The following is a 16,771-nucleotide window of genomic DNA, read 5'->3' as shown; positions in this document are numbered from 1 at the left end:
GCCGGTGCGGTCATCGATCGCTGCGCGGGGGCGGGGCCAGCAGCAGCCAGCCGTCGCCGAAGTCGATCGACGCCTTGTGCGCGATCCAGAACGTGGCGCCCAGCGCGCCCTGGATCGGCCCGCCGCCTTGCGCCGACGCCGCCGACAGATACGCCCCGGTGTCCCACGCCGGCGGCTGGATGCGGCCGTAGTCGATACCGCCGATGCGCACGCTCACCGGCTTGAGCGGTTTGTGCACCGGAACGCTGGCGCCGCCCGGGCCGCCGGCGGTGCCGGTGCGGCCGCCGAACTTCAGCTTCGCCGCGCGCGCGGACGGCAGGTCGAGATAGCCCTTGGACACGGTGTTGACGATCAACCGCGCCGGACGGCCGTCCAGGCTCGCATCGATCAGGTAGCACGCTTCCTTCTCGTCCCAGACCATGCGCAGTGCGGCGTAGCCGGCCGCGACCAGGCGCGCGCGCTCGGCGGCGCTGTCGCCGGCCTCATCGGGAAAACCGATGCGCTTGCCGTCGAAGTCGACGATCGCTCGGGTCTTGCGCAACCATCCGACCCCAAGCATTCCCGCTTCGCCCGCGCCAGGCAGTTCGACCTTCGCGCCCGGCAACGCGTGCACGAACGCGGGAACGTCGACGACCGCGCTCGGCCCGACGCTCAAGCGGCGCAAGGTCGTGCGCGAAGCGCCTGCGGCGGCCAGGTGGCCGCTGCGGTCGATGCCGTAGCGCCCCGACGCGGCGCGCTCGCGATAGCCCAGGGCGTCGGCCGCTTCGGGCGTGATCTCGATCGTGCCCGACGCGCCGGAATGCACCTGCAGCGCGACCGGCGTCGTATCGATGCGCGCCTGCACTACGGGACGGTCGCCGAAATGCTCCACCATCGCGAACGGCGCGTACTGCATGCGCGCCTGCGCGGGCGCGGCGGCGGCGGCCGCGGCGATCGCGACGGACAACACCCACCACGGCGGCTTCATCACGGCGAACTCCGGCACGAACGGTTGAGCGCAGCATAGCGCCGGCGGATCGCGCCGCACCCTGCCGAAAGCAAGGGCTCCGGCGTGCGCCGCCCGACTCGCCGATGGCGGCGCACGCTTGCCGAGCATCATGCTGTGAGGCCTTGATTCAGGGTATTTATGGATAACCGTGGGTAACTCTGGACAATCAAGAGAGTTGGACCTCGGTTGCCCACGCTCCACCATTCCCCCGAGCTCGAACCGCGTCTGCCCGCTGGATGCCCACGAAAAGGCCCTGCTTCTGGCCGCTTCGTCTTCGGCTTGCGGACTAGTCGAATAGCCGCAGTCTCTTTTTGGCGAAGTTTCGCCGAACTTTCTGCGTTTTCTTCCTTCCTGTGGACGGCCTGCCGCCGGACCATGGAAAAGCAGAGGGGGCGTCGTGCTCCTGCCGAGTCCGTCGCCTGGATGGGTCAGCGCAAGCCGAACAACCTGCGCGCGTTGCCGATCCGGATCTTCTCCTTCTCCTGCTCGCTCAAGTCCAGGCGGTTCAGCGCATCGACCGCCTGAGCCAGCGGCAACTGCGGATAGTCGGAGCCCAGCAGCACCTGGTCGATGCCGACGTTGCGCAACGTCCAGACGAACTCGGCCTCGATCGGCGAGTCGGCCACCAGCACCGCGGTGGCGGAGATGTCGAAGAAGATGTTGTCGGCGAAGAAGTCCTTGGCCGTGCGCGCCAGCGCGAGCATGTTCCAGAAACGGAAATTCATGCCGCCGATGTGGGCGAAGATGAAACGGGTCTTGGGCGCCTGCACGGCGAGGTTGAACAGCCGCTCGCTGTCGCCGGGCAGGATGTTGGCGTTGTCGAACAGGACCACGACGCCGAGTTCGCCGGCCTTGCGCACCAGGGTCAGAACGCGCGGGTCGGCGGCATCGAACTTCTGCGTGTGCGGATGCAGCTTGAGCACCTTGACCCCGCGGCCGGCGACGCGCGCCAGTTCGTCGAGCGCGGCCTGGCCGTCGTACGGATGCACGGTCGCCACCGGCAGCATTTCCGGATGCTTGGCCGCGAGCGCGAGGTGGGCGTCGTTGGCCTGGCGTATCGCCGCCGGATCGCCCTGAAGCGCCTGATGCGGGCCGCCGAACCACATGCCGGCGAAACCGGCCAGCTCGAGCTTGGCGTCGGATGCCTCGGTCTCGTAGGTCTTCAGCGACGCCTCGCCCTCGCGCAGGTGGACGTGGACATCGAATACCGGCGTTTTCGGCGCCGGCGCGGCAGCGAGGACAGCGGGCGCTACAGCGAGCGACCAGGCGATCGTGGCGAAAAGACGGCGCATCGATGGAACTCCTGTCTGCGTGGGCGAATGGCGTGGTGGCTTCGGTGTCGCGGTGGATCGGGCAAAGCGGTGCGAGGTCGGAGCAGGGCAGTGTGGCTCGGCAGAAGCATGCTTTCGGACGAGAGCATGCATCGCCGTTCAAACGGCCGGGTTCGTGCGTCTTTTGCGCGACGTCTTCTTGGCGGGGCGATCGGCCGCGTTGTCGGCGCGGATGGTCGTGACGCATTCGACCTGGAGTGCGGTGCTTCGGGTCAGAAAGTCGCAAACCAGCTCCAGCTCGCTCGCCGAGTAGCCCGACCACAACGCGAACATGCGTCGTTTCATGTCCATGTAGACCGACTTGATCGGCTCGATCGCCTCGGGGCGCACCGACACCAGCACCCGGCGCCGATCCTGAGCGCAGGTGGTTCGTTCGACATAGCCCGCTGCCGTCAGCCGGTCGATCAAGGCGGTGACCGATCCCGTCGACAAGCCGGTCGCTTCCGCAAGCTGTCCGGCGGACACCTGTTTCTTCAGGAAGATCAGATCGAGAACTTCCAGGTCGGTGGTGTGCATGTCGAAGATCTGCGCGATCACCTGACTGGTGAGAACGCTCTGCGCGCCCATTCTGCGCACGCACAGCCCCACCTGCTCAACCAAGGACGGGTCCGCGGGCGGCGAGGTCTTGCTTTGCTTGGCCATGAATAGGTTCGAGCGATCGATGCCGGGTCATGAGGCGCCGCCGGCTTGGGACAATGCGACGAGCAACGCGCCGCAGGTGGCCCAGTCTAAGGGCAAACGCCATTTGCTGCGTCTGACCCAGTCCTCGATCGATTCCTCGCTGACGGCCGCGGCGTCGCCGCGCTCGAACGCCAGCGCTTTGGGAATGAAGTCGAACGCGGACCAGATTCGCACCGCCGCGTGGCTCGCGAGACTCACGAGCAACCAGGTCCTGACCTGCGGCGACGCCCACGCCAGAACCAGCGATGCGATCAGCAGCAGCTCGAACACCGCATGCGCGGGGATCCAGAAGCGCGCGCGCGACATGCCGCCGTGTCGGGGCTGCACGATCTCGATCCGGCGTGGCCAGACCGGGTCGACGACCCGGGTTTCGTAAGCGCCGCCGCCCAGCAGCGCGCCGGCGGCGAGCGTCGTCAGGGACAGACTGAAGACGATGGAATCGATGGTCATCGAAGGGTCCTTGCATTTATCTTGATCGTCAAGATAATCTAAGCCGGTCGCTTGCGATAGGGCGTCAGCCGGGCGCACAGGGGGCGGAGGCTGGCTGACGGCGTCGGAGCCGAACCTCATCGAGCGACGGCTCGAAAAAGCCGAAGCGCCTGGCTGGCGAGCATATCGATGCATGGCGCAGAGGGTCGTCAAGCGCGAGGCGCTGGGCGCGGGGATTGGAAGGTCGTCAACTTTCGGCGCCGATCGCGCCGGTGTCGCCGTGCCCCGGTCCGCGGAAACGTCGCTGCGAGCGCAGGCAAACGGCAGGAACGCCCGAAATATTTTTCGATGTCGATTTGGCTCACGGCCGTACGTCGTTTGAGGGAAGGCCAAGCAACGGCTGGCCCGCCATCCACTTTCCGGAGATTCCCATGCGCCTGTCCTTGTTGCTGACCTGCCTGTTCGCCGCGCTGACGGCCCCCGCGGCATACGCTGCGCCACCTGAAGCGGCCGGCGGGAGCGCATCCACGTCCTCGCGCGCTGCCGCCGCGACGCCGCGCAGCGGCGTTGTTCCGATCAATGGCGTCGACTATTACTACGAACTGCACGGCCAAGGCGAACCGTTGCTGTTGCTGCACGGCGGCCTTGGAAGCGGTGCGATGTTCGGCCCCGTATTGAACGCGCTCGCCCGGCGCAACACCGTGATCTTGGTCGACCTGCAGGGCCATGGCCGTACCGCGCTCGGCGATCGGCCATTCAGCATCGCGGCGATGGGCGACGACATGGGCGCGCTGGTGCAACGTCTGGGCTACGGCAGCGCGGACGTCGTCGGTTATTCCCTCGGCGGCGGCGTCGCGCTGCGCATGGCGGTCCAGCGGCCCGAGCGGGTGCGCAAGTTGGTGTTGGTGTCTTCTTCCTATTCCAACGATGCGTTCTACCCGGCGATCGGCGGTCAGCAGAAAGGGATCAACGCCAGCGCGGCTCCGATGTTCAAGGGCACGCCCATGTACGAGTCCTACGTCGCGGTAGCTCCCAAGCCCGACGACTTCCCGCGCCTTCTCGATGCCATCGGCGGCTTCCTGTCGCGTCCCTTCGATTGGTCGGCCGACGTGTCGAAACTGCAAGGGCCGGTCATGCTCGTGTACGGCGACAGCGATCTGTTCCGTCCGGAAAGCGAGATCGCATTCTTTCAACTGCTCGGTGGCGGCAAGCGCGACGGCGGCTGGCAGCGCGAAGGCGTTTCCAGAAATCGTCTGGCGATCCTGCCGGGCGTGACGCACTACGAGATCGCGTCTTCGCCGCTGCTGGCGCAAACGGTCGGGCCTTTTCTCGAAGGGGCGGTCGAAGGCAGCGCTTCCGCGCCTCGGGCCGCGCAATCGCCGTCGAAATAAGCGGTTTACGCAACTTTCAAGCAACCACCAAGGAGAACCAAGATGGTCGATATCCTGCACAAGATCGCGACGAAAGCGCCGATGGAAAAAGTTTACGACGCGCTGGCCACCCGAGAGGGCATCAGCGCATGGTGGACGACCACGGTCGAAGGCGACAGCCAGGTCGGTCGTTCGCTTACGTTCCGGTTCTACGCCGGCGACAACGAAATCGGCGCGTTCGAGATGAACGTGCTCGAACTGGATCCCGGCAAGCGCGTATCGTGGCAAGTGGCCGCCGGTCCGCAGGACTGGATCGGCACCAAGATCGGCTTCGATCTGAAGCAGGAAGGCGAGTATGCGGTCGTCCTGTTCAAGCACGAGGGTTGGCGAGAGGCATCGGAGTCCATGCACCATTGCAGCACCAAGTGGGCGATCTTTTTGATGAGCCTCAAGGCGTACCTGGAAACCGGGACCGGTCGCCCCAGCCCCGACGACGTCAAGATCGACAACTGGAACTGACCTGCGCTTCCCGCGCTTGAGCGCCGTTCGACTTCGGGCGGCGCTTCGAGCTCACCGGCGCTACGCGCATCCGCGCTGCGAACTATCGAGGGGAACGCGGCGGCGTCGACGTCGGCTGTTCGACGACTTTCAGGTCAAGCGCGCGACAGGGCGGGCGGCGCTCGGTCTCCTTGAGGCTCAAGGCGACTCGTCGCGGATGCATTGCAGCGTAGTGCGTCTCGCCACGCGCGCGTTCAGCGCGCGACCGGCGCCGCTTGCCCGGCGCCGGTCCCGGCGAGCTGATTCGCCAGAGCCTTGTAGATCGGCGTATGGCAGACCAGCGCCGAGCACGCCCGCGCGAGCAGCACGGTCGCCAGTACCGGCAGCATCAACTCGCGGTTGTCGGTCATTTCCATGCAGATCACCGCCGAGGTCAGCGGCGCCTGGGTCAGACCGGCGAGGTAGCCGCACATGCCGAGCAGGATCACCGCCTGGTGCGGCGCCGACGGCACCCATTGCGACAGGTTGTCTCCGATGCCGGCGCCGACCGCGAGCGCCGGCGCGAACAGCCCGCCAGGGATGCCGGCCAGGCTGGAGACCAGGTTGGCCGCGAGTTTGCCCACGCCGAACAGACCGCCATGGGGGTGGTCGGCCTGCAACAGTTCGCGCGCCTGTTCGTAGCCGGTGCCGAACATGCCCTTGCCGAGCCAGAGCCCGAGCAGCGCCAGCGCCAGGCCGCAGCCGGCGGCGAACCAGACCGGCGCACGCGCGCGATGCTTGAACAGCCAGTGCGGACGCCCGGCGCCGGCCGCTACGATCAACCGCGCGAAGGCGCCGCCCAGCAATCCGCAGACCACGCCGCACAACGCGATCGCCCACCAACCGGGGCCGAAGGCGAGGGCGACATTGGCGTGGCCGAAGTAAGCGTAGTTGCCCATCAGCCCCAGAGAGACCACACCCGCGGCGATGACCGCGGTCAGCAACACGCCGGAGAAATGGTGCTCGAAAGTGCCGCTGAGTTCTTCGATCGCGAACACCACGCCGGCCAGCGGCGTATTGAACGCGGCGGCGATGCCGGCGGCGCCGCCGGCAAGGAGGAAGCGCGACGTCTGATAAGGATCGCGATAGCCCATCCAGCGGCCGACCGCGTGCATGATGCCGGCGCCGATATGCACCGTCGGCCCCTCGCGGCCGACCGAGGCGCCGCCGGCCAGCGCGGCCACGGTGAGCAACAGCTTGCTGGCGACGACCTTGAGCGAGAGCCAGTTTTCGCGCAATCCGTGGTCGCGCGACTGCACGGCGGCGATCACCTGCGGAATGCCGCTGCCGCGGGTGCCCTTGAGGCTGCCGCGGGTGAGCCAGGCCAGCAGCGCGAACACCGCCGGCGTGATCGCAAGCGACCAGTACGGCGAGATCGCCAGCGCCGACACGAACAAGCGGCTGGCGGCGTCTCCAAGCCTGGCGAACACGATGGCGGCCAAGGCGACCGCGACGGCGCCGCCCCACAGCGCGATGCGGCGCTTCCAGGCTTCGCCTGAAAGGAATCCGCGGATCCGGGTTTTCGCGCCGGGGCTCAACATCGCTGTGAATGCTAGCACCCGGCGTCGTGCCGACCGGGTCCGGCGCGAGTTTCAGCGGCCGAAATCGAGCTCGATCCAGGCTGAGCGGCCCGGTTCGCCGATGCGCATCGGCCGAACAACCGGAATCGGCAAAGCGCACTCTCGTCACCCGGGCCATTGGCCGATGCTTCGCAACCGCAGGCGAAAGCACGGAACCGCAGTGACAGAGTATCGAAAGGCAACGATGACGCGATTGCATTTCTTCAATCGCGCCAGCCGCTGGACGGCGAATGCCGAAGAACTGCGACGCGTGTCCGGCACCGGCACGTGGAGGCCGGGACAGCGGCTGCTAGGCTCGATTCGCCCGCGCTCGAGGCCATCGCTTGCGGGGCAGCGTCCTTCCTCAGCCGCTCGCCAAGGAGACCGCCCATGCGTCCGCACTCAGACGTTCGTCTGCCGTCTCGCGACACCCGATTCGAGGGCCGTCGATCCGCGCCGTCGCGCAGCAAGGCCCGTGCGCTGCGCGTACACGCGCTCGCGGCTGCGGCGCTGGGGTTGCTGCTGTCGGCCTGCGGCGGCAACGACCCTGCGTCGACGGAGCCCGCGGGCGCAACCGACGCGGCAAGGTCTGCGGCGCGCATCGCCGTGTCGACACACCATGCCGCGCGCAGCGCGCCGCCGGGGTATTCGGAGCTGTTTCCGCAAGGCACGCCGCTGGTCGAGCAACTGAGCTACACCGAGGCCGACGGCACGCTCGTGACGCTGATGGGCATGCGGCCGACCGAACGGCATGCGCGCGAACGCGGCGAGGACTGGTTCGCGCCCGACAACGGCCCCGGCCGCTACCTCACGTTCCCGACCTTCTATTTCCAGAACCGCACCTTCGGCCTGGAAATCCGCGACGGCGTGCCCGCCGGCCGCCAGCGCATCGAAGTCTATCTGCGCGTCAACGACGGCACCTTCGACGGCACCACCTTCAGCCTGTTCCGCAACATCAACAATCCGAACGTGCGCGACTACGGCTGGTCGCTGAACTACGGCTTCAACAATCCCAAGGAAGGCAACCTGCCGGTCTGCCACGCCGGGCAGCCGCGCGAGGACTGCATGATGGTGTTCCAGTCCAACTGGCGCACCAGCCCGCACAGCCCGCTGAAGATCGGCGACAAGATCGAACTGGCGCCGGCGCCGCGTCTGAAGCGTCCGACCGTCGACGGCGGCGGCGACCGCTATTACTCGTTCGAGCAGTTGTACATCGTCGGCGTCGGCCTGCGGCCCTGGTACGGCGTCGCGCCGAACCTCGACTCGCACCCCTTGCCCGATGACACGCTGCTCGGCGGCCTCACCAGCGTGTCGTACAACTATTCCGACGAGCCGATGCGGATGTTCCAGCAGATGGCCAACAACATCGGCATCGGCAACGCCAAGCGTTTCGTCGAAGGGCGGCGGCTGTTCCACACCTCGTTCCAGGACGGCCGGCACTCCGAGCATCCGACAGTCAATCCGGTGTTCGCCGCGCACATCGGCCAGCGCGGTCCACGCTACAACCAGAGCAGCTGCATCGCCTGCCACACGGCCAACGGCCGCGGCGCGGCGCCGGCGGTCGGCGTGCGCCTCGATACCTTGTCGATCCTTGCTGCGGCCGGGGATTCGGGCGCAGTCGTCTTGCCGGATGCGACGTACGGCTTCAACGTCCAGCAGAACGCGCAGGACGCCGCAGCGCCCGACTACGGCGTCAGCGTGGGTTCCTACGAGGTCGCCACGCGCACCCTGCACGACGGCGAGACGATCGAGCTGCGCAAACCGGTGTACGCGTTCAAGGGGCCGACGCCCGCGCGCTATTCCGCGCGCCAGGCGCCGCAGGTCATCGGCCTGGGGTTGCTGGAAGCGGTGGCCGAGGCGACCGTACTGGCCTTGGCCGATCCGGACGACGCCGACGGCGACGGAGTCAAAGGCGTTCCCAACTGGATCGAGGATCCGGAAACCGGCCGCACCTTGCTCGGCCGGTTCGGCTGGAAAGCCGCCAAGGCCAGCCTGCGCCAGCAGGTCGGCGACGCCCTGGTCAAGGACATCGGCGTGACCTCGCCGGTGTTCCCCTCGCGCAGCTGCCAGCGCGGCGGCGCCGACTGCCGCATTCCGACCGCGCCGGTGTCGGTCGCCGAGACCGAACTGCAACGCATCGCCGAGTACCTGGCGCTGATCGGCGTGCCGGCGCAGCGCAGCGTGCGCAGCGACTATCCGGCGGGCATGCGCGTGCCGCTCGAACACCAGATCGAACCGGCGCGCATCGCCAACGGCGCGGCGCTGTTCGAGCGCGCCGGCTGCGCGGCCTGCCACGCGCCGACGCTGAAAACCGGAAGCACCCATCCGTTCGCGGAACTGCGCGACCAGACCATCCATCCCTACAGCGATCTGCTGCTGCACGACATGGGGCCGGGACTGGCCGACACCCTGGCCGAAGGCCGCGCCCGCCCGGAACAGTGGCGCACGCCGCCCCTGTGGGGGCTGGGTTCGCTGCGCTTCGTCCAGGGCGGCGCGCAGAACGTGCGCTACTTGCACGATGGCCGCGCGCGCAGCCTGGTCGAGGCGATCGGTTGGCACGGCGGCGAGGGCGAGAACAGCCGCCGCCGCTTCGAAGCGCTGAGTCGCGACGAACGCGCCGATGTCGTGGCGTTCCTCGAGTCGCTGTGAGCGAGGATCCGCGGCGACGGACGTGTAGCGAGTGGAGTGAAGCCCTGAACGGCGACAGCCGACGCCCCGAGGGGCGTCGGCTTGCCTTGATTACGCGGAGCCAAGCTTGCCTGGTCCGGCGAGCTCAGATCAGAGCACCTGGCGGCGGTAACCCAGGCGACCGGCGAACAACGCCAGCAGCCCGCCCAGGATCAGCACGATCAGGCTGCTCCAGGCGGCCTTCGACACGCCCGCCGAGGCGGTCTGCGCCGCTTCGCGCGCCTTCTGTTCGGCCTGCGTCTTGAGCTGCTGGTACTTGGCCATCGCCTGGTCGTAGGTCTGCGCGTAACGGTCGGCGGTGACGCGCGCCTGGTCGAGCGACTGACCCGTGCGGGCGGCGATCAAATGCGCCAGCGCGTCCTTGTCCGCGGCGGCCAGGGCCGGTTCGCCGCGCTCGCGCACCTGGGCGAACCAATCGCTCAACTCGGCGTTCGCAGCCTGCGGATCGAGCGCGGCCTCCTGCGCGACGCCCTTGGCCTCGTCGGCGCTGCGCTGCGCATCCTGGCGAAGGCGCTGCGGATCCAGCTCGGCCTTGCCGGTCTGGCGCAGGGCGGTGTCCAGCTCGCGCTTGAGGTCGTCCCAGTCCAGGGCGATGCCGTTTTCGCGCAGTTGCGCCTGCACGCTGGACGCCAGCTGCGGCGCGGCCGCGGCCGCACCCTGGCCGGCCAGGCTCAGCCCTTTGCCGACGGTGTTGGCGGCCGCTCCGGCCAGGCCCGCCGCCAGCGAGGCCAGCAGCCACACGGTCGCCAGCGTGGTCGCCGCCCAGGTCAACACGCCATGCAGCGCGCCCTGGCTCGGTGCCGAGCGGCCGGCGATATACGCGCCGGCGAAGATGGCCAGCAACGTCGTACCGGTCAGCCAGACGCCGGTGCCGGTGCCGAACCCGGCCAACGGGTGCGCGTCGCCGATCGGATCCAGCGCGGACGCGCCGATCGCGGTGCCGAGCACGCTCAGCACCAAGTACACGATCAGCGAGATCAGGCCGCCGGCGAAAACGGCGCCCCAGGAGATACGCGCGGGGCGCGGATCGACGAGAACGGTGTTCATGGATTACCTCGAATTGCAGTGGGGGGCAGGTTCGAACGGCTCGACGGCGCTGTGCGGTGTCCATCCACCGGATAGCGCTTGGCGGGTTTCGCCGAGCGGCCGTTGTCCTGGATCCAGTCTGCGCACGCGAATGCGTCTGGGCGTCTTTCAAATGCACTACTGGATCTGGTGCATTCGTCTCATCCGGCGATCACATCCTCTACACGATCATCGCCGCTCCCCCAGCTGCGACCGGCCATGAACGACCCCGTCCTGCAACGCCAGACCGACCGACAGCAACTGCAGCAGATCATCCGCGGACTCAGCGACGGCGTGATCCTCGTCGAGCCCGATCAACGCATCGTCTGGGCCAACGACGCCGCGCTGAAGATGCATGGCGTGGAGGCGATCGAAGGCCTCGGGGCGACCGTGAGCGAATACCGCGACCGTTATGAATTGCGCTATCGCAACCACCATCGCCTGAGCGAAGGCAGTTATCCGATCGACCGGGTCGTCGCGGGCGAAGCCTTCAGCGACGTGGTCGTCGAAGTCGTTCCGGTCGCGGATGCGGATGCGCGCTGGGTCCACCGCGTGCGCAGCCTGGTGCTGACGGATGCCGATGGCGCACCGGACTGTTTGGTCCTGATCCTCGCCGACGCCACCGACTGGGCGAGCGCGGAGCAGCGCTTCGAGAAAACCTTCAACGCCAATCCTTCGCCCGCAGTCATTTGCCGGCTCGGCGACTTGCGCTACATCAAGGTCAATCAGGGCTTCCTGGAGATGACCGGCCACGAGCGCGACCGGGTCATCGGCCGTTCGGTGTACGAGCTGGATGTGCTGGAGGGCGCGCAGAATCGCGAATTGGCGATCCAGCGGTTGGGAGAGGGCGCCACGATCCCGCAGATGGAAGCCGAGCTCAGCCTGCCCGACGGCGGCAGCAAGCTGGTGATCGTCGCCGGACAGCCCATCGAGGTAGGCGAAGAAGCCTGCATGCTGTTCACCTTCATGGACCTGGAGCCGCGACGCAAAGCCGAAATCGCGTTGCGCCAGAGCGAGGAGCGTTTCGCCAAGGCGTTCAAGCTCACGCCGGTGCCCACGTTGGTGTGCAGCGCCGATCGCTTGGCGATCCTGGAGACCAACGAAGCGTTTTTCGCAGCGACCGGTTACGGCGCCGAGGACGTGATCGGCAAGACCCTGGCCGGTTCCGGCCTGTTCGAACGCACCGCCGATGCCTTGCAGGTCGGCAACGTTCTGACCAAGCAGGCGGCGCTTCAGAATCTGGAATTCCGCATCGCGCGCAAGGACGGCGGCGCGCTGGACTGTCTGGTGTCGGCCGAGAGCGTGAGCATTCAGGGCGCCGACTGCTACCTGCTCGTGCTGATGGACATCAGCGATCGCAAGCGCAACGAACTGGAACTGGTGAGCGCCATCGAGACGGTGATGCAGGACGCCTCGTGGTTCAGCCAGACGCTGATCGAGAAGCTGGCCAACGTGCGCCGCAATGGACAGTCGACTCCGTCGGCCGAGCTCGGCGAGCTGACCGCGCGCGAGCGCGACGTTCTCGGTTTGATTTGCGAGGGCCTGGCCGACAAGGAAATCGCCGCGCGCCTGGAACTGGCGCCGAACACCGTTCGCAACCATGTGGCTGCGCTGTACTCGAAGCTCGGCGTCCACAGCCGCAGCGAGGCCATCGTCTGGGCGCGCGAACGCGGATTCTTCGGCAGCGCCGGCGGATCGCCGGCGAGGGCGAAGAAGCGCAGCCGTTCCTGACGGCGCAAACGCACTAGCCGGGTTGGTGCATTCATCGCTGTTGCAACGACTCGCGGACGCGCACAGTGGCGTCGTCCCAGGCGTCGCCGACGCCGGGAGCTAACCCCCACTACGAGGTGCCACATGGACAAGAACCGTATCGAAGGCATGGCGAAGCAGGTCAAGGGCTCGGTCAAGGAAGCGATCGGCAAGATGACCGGCGATACCCAGACCGAACTCGAAGGCGTCGCCGAAAAGAACATCGGCAAGGCGCAGACCAAGGCCGGCGAGCTCGCCGACAAGGTGCGCGACAAGTTGGACAAGTGACGCTTGCCGCAGGTTGACTCGGCTTGGCCGTAAACGACGGCGCGCCTTCCGGGGCGCGCCGTCGATCGCATCGGTCTGTCACGCGGCGGCGCGGGTGGCGCAGGGTGGCTGGCGGTGCGCAACGTATAACGTTGGCCGAGCAGGCGTGGCGGCTTTCCGTCTTCGCCCACGACCGGTCGGGTGCCGTAGACGGCGGCATCGATACTGCGCTTGCGGGCGGATCCGCTCCGCGCCGTCTCACGGGATCCTGCCAACGAAAGGCAGGTTACAAGCGCAGCAAAACCCAGCAGACTTACGCTCCGAGTTACCCGAAAGAATCGAACTTCGATGCGCAAGGCGTGGGACAAGATTCGAACCCGGATCCAGGCCCGCCTGCCTGCGCCCCGCGTGCGCCCGATACTGCTGGGCGTGGCGGCTTGGGCCTTGGTGAGCCTGGTCAGCGCCGCTCAAGGGCAGGCTTTCGCCGCCTACCGGGGCCGTCCCCAGGATTGGTGGGGCACGCTGGGGTACACCGCGGCGATCTTCTCGGTGTGGGCGGTGCTGGCGCCGGCGATCATGGCCGCAGCCGAACGCTTGTTCGCAAGCGGTTTGAACAAGGGCCTGCAGTCGGCCATCGCCGTGTTTGGATACTTGGTGGCCAGCGCACTGCACGTCGCGTTGTTCGTCGCGGTTTTCTGGCCCGTTTACGGGTCGGGGCTGGCGAACCCGTTGGCGATGGTAGGGCCGGTGGTATTGGCCAACTTCGACAAGGCCGCCTTCGCCTATGCCGCCTTGATAATCGCCGTGCTGATCCGTCGGCACCTGCGCCAGCGCCCCGACGCTGTCGACGTCGCCGAAGCCGCCGAAGCGGCGCCGGAACGGCCCGAAAGCGAAGGGCTGTGGATACGCGTCGGCGCCGGCTCGCGCCTGGTCCGCTTTCAGGAGATCGATTGGATCGCCGCCGCCGGCGACTACGCCGAGGTGCACGCCGGCGGCCGCAGCCTGCTCATGGACCGGTCGCTCGCCGCGCTGACCGACGAGCTCCCGGCCGGCTTCGCACGCATCCATCGCGGCGCGATCGTGCGCCTGGACCGGATCAGCGAGATCCGCAACCTGGGCCGGGGCGACGCCAATGTGGTCCTGCAGGGCGGCCACACCTTGCGCCTGAGCCGGCGCTACCGGGACAACCTCGCGAGCTTCCGCGCCCGCTGAGCCCGCTCGCCGACCGGGCGGTCCCGCTCGCAGAATTGCGCTGGCCGCTGCGGGCGGCCCCGGCTTAGCGTGCCTCCAGGTCCTGGAACGAGGTGCTCCGCCGTGCGCAACATGTACTCCGCCTTGCTGTTCGCTCTCCCCCTCCAGTTGCTGGCGATCGGCTCGATCAAGGCGTTCGACGCCGACGACCGGGTCGTGGTCGTCGGCGCCCTGCACGGTCTGCACGATCGCGAGCCGGCCTTCGGTTATGAGCGACTGCGCTCGGCGATCGCCGACTTCCGCCCGGACGTCCTGGTGTTGGAGGTCCGGCCCGACGAACTGGCGGAGAAAAAGCCGACCCCGGGGCGGCCGGAATATCCGGCGGTGATCTGGCCCTTGCTCGCCCAGATGCGGGTCAATACGGTCGCCATGGAGCCCGGCGGCGATCTTTATAAAGAGATTACCGGCCAGGCAGGCGCGGCGTTCGCAACGCTCAAACAACGCAACCCGGCCGGAGCCGCCGTCCTGGCCCGCCTGGACGAGGCGACCGACGAAGCGCTGCTGGCCTACTGGCAGCAGCCGGGACAAATCCAGGACGAAAAGACCGCGGCGATGGCCCATGGCTTGCAGTCGGCCCAGTTCGCGCTGGCCGGCCCGGAGTTCGCGGCCGCGCAGGCCCGATGGGAGGGCTACATGGCCAGCCAGGTGCGCAAGGCCGTGCGCGACCACCCGGGCCAGCGCGTCATGGTCGTCGGCAGCTACAGGAATCGCGCGATGCTCGAACGGGTCGCCCGGGAGGAGGCCCCGCAGCGTGTCGTCGACGCGGGAGCCTGGGTCGGCAAGGTCGCTGCGGCTGCGGCCGCGGGCGCGAACTGAGTCCGGGGCTTCCTGCTCGACGTACCGTACCCGTGCATGTCCCGCGCAGTTGCCTGCGCGTCGCGGACCGAAGCTGTCGCCGACCGGCTCCGTGCATGCAATCGGACCGTTCGAGCGTGATGCGGAAGCCGGCGCATGGCCGTCGGTGCGGAACGGGAGGCCGGCGAAGAACCGGCCCCCCGATCAGCAAGACTGTCGACGGCGTCCTCCGCGCATATGCGATCGCCCGGCCGCAACGAGTTCGGATCAGCGCAACCCGCCGGTACGCGGCATGCGGTTCAACTCCTCGATGACTTCTTTAGGCGCGCGCAGGCGAATCTGCACCGGGAACGATTCCTGCACGACCACGTCCTTGACCACGCCGCGCTTCTCCAGCTCCATGACCTTGGCCAGTACCGGATCCGGAGACTCGGCGCTGCCGGCGATCGTCGCGCTGACCAGCGGCGCTTGCGCCTGCGCCGTTCGGTTGCCGTCGAGCCCGCAGCCGGTCATCAGCGTCAGCGCGGCGATCAGGGCGATGGATTTCATGTTGGCCTCGTAAGCTGGTTGACGGTCGAACGCCGTGGCGCATCGCGGAGATGCGCCACGGTGTCGCCGGTTCGGATCGAATCCAGTGCGTTGGCGTCTATCGGTGGCAGACCGTCGGAGTCGAACCGCATGACGCCGTCGCGGACATGCCGCTCCGCTTCACGGCAATCGGCGCCGGATCGATCCGCTCCGAATCCATGCAGCGAACTCAGGGATTGCTCGAAATCCATCCCTGCAAGGTGTTGTACACCGTGCTGGTCAGACGTGTGCCGCAGTTCTGGCTGGACGATCCGGTGGTGTGGATGCCGCGCACATAGCCGCCGGCGGCGATGCCGCTGCCGCTGTTGCCGCCCGAGGTATCGATCGTGTAGCACAGCCGATACGAACCGCTGGTCGACACGGACCCCGAATGCGTCCACATCGTGCCGAAGGGCTTTTCGCCCGGATAGCCGGTGATCACATAGTTGCCGTTGGAATAGGTGCCCCAGCCCGAGTAGCCGCCGTGCGGCGCCGAGCTCAGCACGATCATGCCGTAGTCGAAATTGCTGTCGGCGCCGTTGTGCCAGGCGGTCGTGGTCAGCGCGCGCGCCCATGTGGTCGTGCCCCAGGGCTGGTAGCTGCCGTTCTGCGCCGTGGTGAAGTCCAGCGCGGAATACCAGGTGCCGGAGCCGTTGGACACGCAATGGCCCGCCGTCAGCACATGCTTCGGCCCGATCAAGGTGCCGGTGCAGCCGATGCCGATGCGGCCGATATGCCAGTGCGGGTCCACGACGGTGTTGGTGACCTGCACGCGGTCGTCGTTGCCGATGACGACCTTGGGCGTGTACAAGGCGTTGCGATACGCCGCCGGCAAGACCGGCAGCGTGCCAAACGAAGCCGGCGTGCGGCCGACCTTTTCCAGGTCGGCGATGGCCTTTTCGAAGATGGCCACGTCCTCGGGATTCATCGTCGCCGCATACTGCGCGCCGTCGGGCGCGACCATGACCGTGCTCAACCCGGCCGCCTTTTGCCGAGGCGACAGCAGGCGCGCGTCGATGGAAGCGCCGGTTTCCGGCAACGCGCGGGTCACCAGGTTTTCGCCGTGGATGAAACGGGCTTTCTCGTTCAATTTCTTGAATGGCGTTTGTTGCGCTTCCGCGGTGTTCGCCAGCGGAGCCGAGATCAACAACACCAAACCAAACGCAGCCAGAGTTTTCATAACACGCTCCATTGTCGGTGGGGTAGTCCATTGGCAAGCGATCGGCGAACGCGTCCTGCGCTCTCGCGATGCTTCCTGCCCGGTGGGGGCGGTGTAGCGGCAACGAACGCGTCCGTTGTCGCGCTGCGGCCGTCCGTGGCCGCGAAGCAGGGCGGCAGTGCGCCCTGTGTTTGGTTCGCACTACGCCGAGTGCCGCGAATATTCCCGGGCTCTTGCGCATGCGTCGTGCGGCGAAGCGTCGGCGCGCAAAGCGCGCACAGGAGAGTTCCGGGCCGAATTTCTGCAATTCCGGGATGAGGGCCGACGTAGACAGG

General features: G+C 67.5%; 15 protein-coding genes. 7 read left to right on the top strand and 8 right to left on the bottom strand.

Annotated elements, in window-relative coordinates; translation table 11 throughout:
• Window positions 1-10: 10 nt before the first annotated feature.
• The 4 genes from JHW38_RS10860 to JHW38_RS10845 all read right to left on the bottom strand — a co-directional run bounded on the left by JHW38_RS10860 (window position 11) and on the right by JHW38_RS10845 (window position 3,450).
• On the bottom strand, window positions 11-1,099 hold the full coding sequence (locus tag JHW38_RS10860; protein ID WP_207525915.1) for a hypothetical protein: 1,089 nt from the start codon (window positions 1,097-1,099) through the stop codon (window positions 11-13).
• Window positions 1,100-1,416: 317 nt separating this feature from the next.
• Window positions 1,417-2,280 carry an amidohydrolase family protein gene (locus JHW38_RS10855; protein ID WP_207525914.1) on the bottom strand — a complete coding sequence of 288 codons (864 nt, stop codon included), beginning with the start codon at window positions 2,278-2,280 and terminating at the stop codon, window positions 1,417-1,419.
• A 138-nt stretch (window positions 2,281-2,418) separates the two neighbouring features.
• Window positions 2,419-2,961: a MarR family winged helix-turn-helix transcriptional regulator gene (locus tag JHW38_RS10850; RefSeq protein WP_207525913.1), complete on the bottom strand. Its 543-nt coding sequence runs from the start codon at window positions 2,959-2,961 to the stop codon at window positions 2,419-2,421.
• Between the two features lie 27 nt (window positions 2,962-2,988).
• Window positions 2,989-3,450 (bottom strand): hypothetical protein, encoded by a 462-nt coding sequence (locus JHW38_RS10845; protein ID WP_207525912.1) that lies wholly within the window; start codon window positions 3,448-3,450, stop codon window positions 2,989-2,991.
• Window positions 3,451-3,860: 410 nt separating this feature from the next.
• On the opposite strand from JHW38_RS10845, the gene JHW38_RS10840 reads away from it, so the two are divergent.
• Entirely contained in the window at window positions 3,861-4,820 is a 960-nt protein-coding gene (locus JHW38_RS10840; RefSeq protein ID WP_207525911.1) for an alpha/beta fold hydrolase, read from the top strand.
• 42 nt (window positions 4,821-4,862) lie between these two features.
• Entirely contained in the window at window positions 4,863-5,318 is a 456-nt protein-coding gene (locus JHW38_RS10835; protein WP_207525910.1) for an SRPBCC family protein, read from the top strand.
• Window positions 5,319-5,551: 233 nt separating this feature from the next.
• On the opposite strand, the gene JHW38_RS10830 is transcribed toward JHW38_RS10835, so the two are convergent.
• Window positions 5,552-6,877 carry a chloride channel protein gene (locus tag JHW38_RS10830; RefSeq protein WP_207525909.1) on the bottom strand — a complete coding sequence of 442 codons (1,326 nt, stop codon included), beginning with the start codon at window positions 6,875-6,877 and terminating at the stop codon, window positions 5,552-5,554.
• A 624-nt stretch (window positions 6,878-7,501) separates the two neighbouring features.
• On the opposite strand from JHW38_RS10830, the gene JHW38_RS10825 reads away from it, so the two are divergent.
• Complete coding sequence (locus JHW38_RS10825; RefSeq protein ID WP_207525908.1) at window positions 7,502-9,544, top strand: di-heme oxidoredictase family protein; 2,043 nt, start codon at window positions 7,502-7,504, stop codon at window positions 9,542-9,544.
• 129 nt (window positions 9,545-9,673) lie between these two features.
• On the opposite strand, the gene JHW38_RS10820 is transcribed toward JHW38_RS10825, so the two are convergent.
• The gene (locus JHW38_RS10820) at window positions 9,674-10,630 is read right to left on the bottom strand and encodes a YrzE family protein (RefSeq protein WP_242691324.1); all 957 of its coding nucleotides are present in this window, start codon (window positions 10,628-10,630) and stop codon (window positions 9,674-9,676) included.
• A 78-nt stretch (window positions 10,631-10,708) separates the two neighbouring features.
• Between JHW38_RS10820 and JHW38_RS10815 the strand changes: the two genes are divergently transcribed.
• The 4 genes from JHW38_RS10815 to JHW38_RS10800 all read left to right on the top strand — a co-directional run bounded on the left by JHW38_RS10815 (window position 10,709) and on the right by JHW38_RS10800 (window position 14,731).
• Window positions 10,709-12,379 carry a helix-turn-helix transcriptional regulator gene (locus tag JHW38_RS10815; RefSeq protein ID WP_242691323.1) on the top strand — a complete coding sequence of 557 codons (1,671 nt, stop codon included), beginning with the start codon at window positions 10,709-10,711 and terminating at the stop codon, window positions 12,377-12,379.
• Window positions 12,380-12,502: 123 nt separating this feature from the next.
• Window positions 12,503-12,685 carry a CsbD family protein gene (locus JHW38_RS10810; RefSeq protein ID WP_207525907.1) on the top strand — a complete coding sequence of 61 codons (183 nt, stop codon included), beginning with the start codon at window positions 12,503-12,505 and terminating at the stop codon, window positions 12,683-12,685.
• Between the two features lie 327 nt (window positions 12,686-13,012).
• Entirely contained in the window at window positions 13,013-13,876 is an 864-nt protein-coding gene (locus tag JHW38_RS10805; RefSeq protein ID WP_207525906.1) for a LytTR family DNA-binding domain-containing protein, read from the top strand.
• Window positions 13,877-13,978: 102 nt separating this feature from the next.
• Window positions 13,979-14,731, top strand: a complete 753-nt coding sequence (locus JHW38_RS10800) for a hypothetical protein (RefSeq protein ID WP_207525905.1) — start codon at window positions 13,979-13,981, stop codon at window positions 14,729-14,731.
• A 246-nt stretch (window positions 14,732-14,977) separates the two neighbouring features.
• Here JHW38_RS10800 and JHW38_RS10795 read toward each other — a convergent pair whose 3' ends face one another.
• Together JHW38_RS10795 and JHW38_RS10790 are read right to left on the bottom strand one after the other, a co-directional pair.
• Window positions 14,978-15,259: a hypothetical protein gene (locus tag JHW38_RS10795; protein WP_207525904.1), complete on the bottom strand. Its 282-nt coding sequence runs from the start codon at window positions 15,257-15,259 to the stop codon at window positions 14,978-14,980.
• Between the two features lie 208 nt (window positions 15,260-15,467).
• Complete coding sequence (locus JHW38_RS10790; RefSeq protein WP_242691321.1) at window positions 15,468-16,457, bottom strand: trypsin-like serine peptidase; 990 nt, start codon at window positions 16,455-16,457, stop codon at window positions 15,468-15,470.
• Window positions 16,458-16,771: the final 314 nt, after the last annotated feature.

Source organism: Lysobacter enzymogenes, assembly GCF_017355525.1.
Lineage (GTDB): Bacteria > Pseudomonadota > Gammaproteobacteria > Xanthomonadales > Xanthomonadaceae > Lysobacter > Lysobacter enzymogenes_C.
The sequence above is the reverse complement of the archived record's forward strand: the minus strand, read 5'-3'. Positions and strand labels throughout refer to the sequence as shown.

What these genes read in the sequence shown, in the direction of transcription:
- JHW38_RS10860 (WP_207525915.1), bottom strand. Translation starts at nt 1,099, where the DNA reads ATGATGCTCGGCAAGCGTGCGCCGCCATCGGCGAGTCGGGCGGCGCAC.
- JHW38_RS10855 (WP_207525914.1), bottom strand. Translation starts at nt 2,280, where the DNA reads ATGCGCCGTCTTTTCGCCACGATCGCCTGGTCGCTCGCTGTAGCGCCC.
- JHW38_RS10850 (WP_207525913.1), bottom strand. Translation starts at nt 2,961, where the DNA reads ATGGCCAAGCAAAGCAAGACCTCGCCGCCCGCGGACCCGTCCTTGGTT.
- JHW38_RS10845 (WP_207525912.1), bottom strand. Translation starts at nt 3,450, where the DNA reads ATGACCATCGATTCCATCGTCTTCAGTCTGTCCCTGACGACGCTCGCC.
- JHW38_RS10840 (WP_207525911.1), top strand. Translation starts at nt 3,861, where the DNA reads ATGCGCCTGTCCTTGTTGCTGACCTGCCTGTTCGCCGCGCTGACGGCC.
- JHW38_RS10835 (WP_207525910.1), top strand. Translation starts at nt 4,863, where the DNA reads ATGGTCGATATCCTGCACAAGATCGCGACGAAAGCGCCGATGGAAAAA.
- JHW38_RS10830 (WP_207525909.1), bottom strand. Translation starts at nt 6,877, where the DNA reads ATGTTGAGCCCCGGCGCGAAAACCCGGATCCGCGGATTCCTTTCAGGC.
- JHW38_RS10820 (WP_242691324.1), bottom strand. Translation starts at nt 10,630, where the DNA reads ATGAACACCGTTCTCGTCGATCCGCGCCCCGCGCGTATCTCCTGGGGC.
- JHW38_RS10810 (WP_207525907.1), top strand. Translation starts at nt 12,503, where the DNA reads ATGGACAAGAACCGTATCGAAGGCATGGCGAAGCAGGTCAAGGGCTCG.
- JHW38_RS10805 (WP_207525906.1), top strand. Translation starts at nt 13,013, where the DNA reads ATGCGCAAGGCGTGGGACAAGATTCGAACCCGGATCCAGGCCCGCCTG.
- JHW38_RS10795 (WP_207525904.1), bottom strand. Translation starts at nt 15,259, where the DNA reads ATGAAATCCATCGCCCTGATCGCCGCGCTGACGCTGATGACCGGCTGC.
- JHW38_RS10790 (WP_242691321.1), bottom strand. Translation starts at nt 16,457, where the DNA reads ATGAAAACTCTGGCTGCGTTTGGTTTGGTGTTGTTGATCTCGGCTCCG.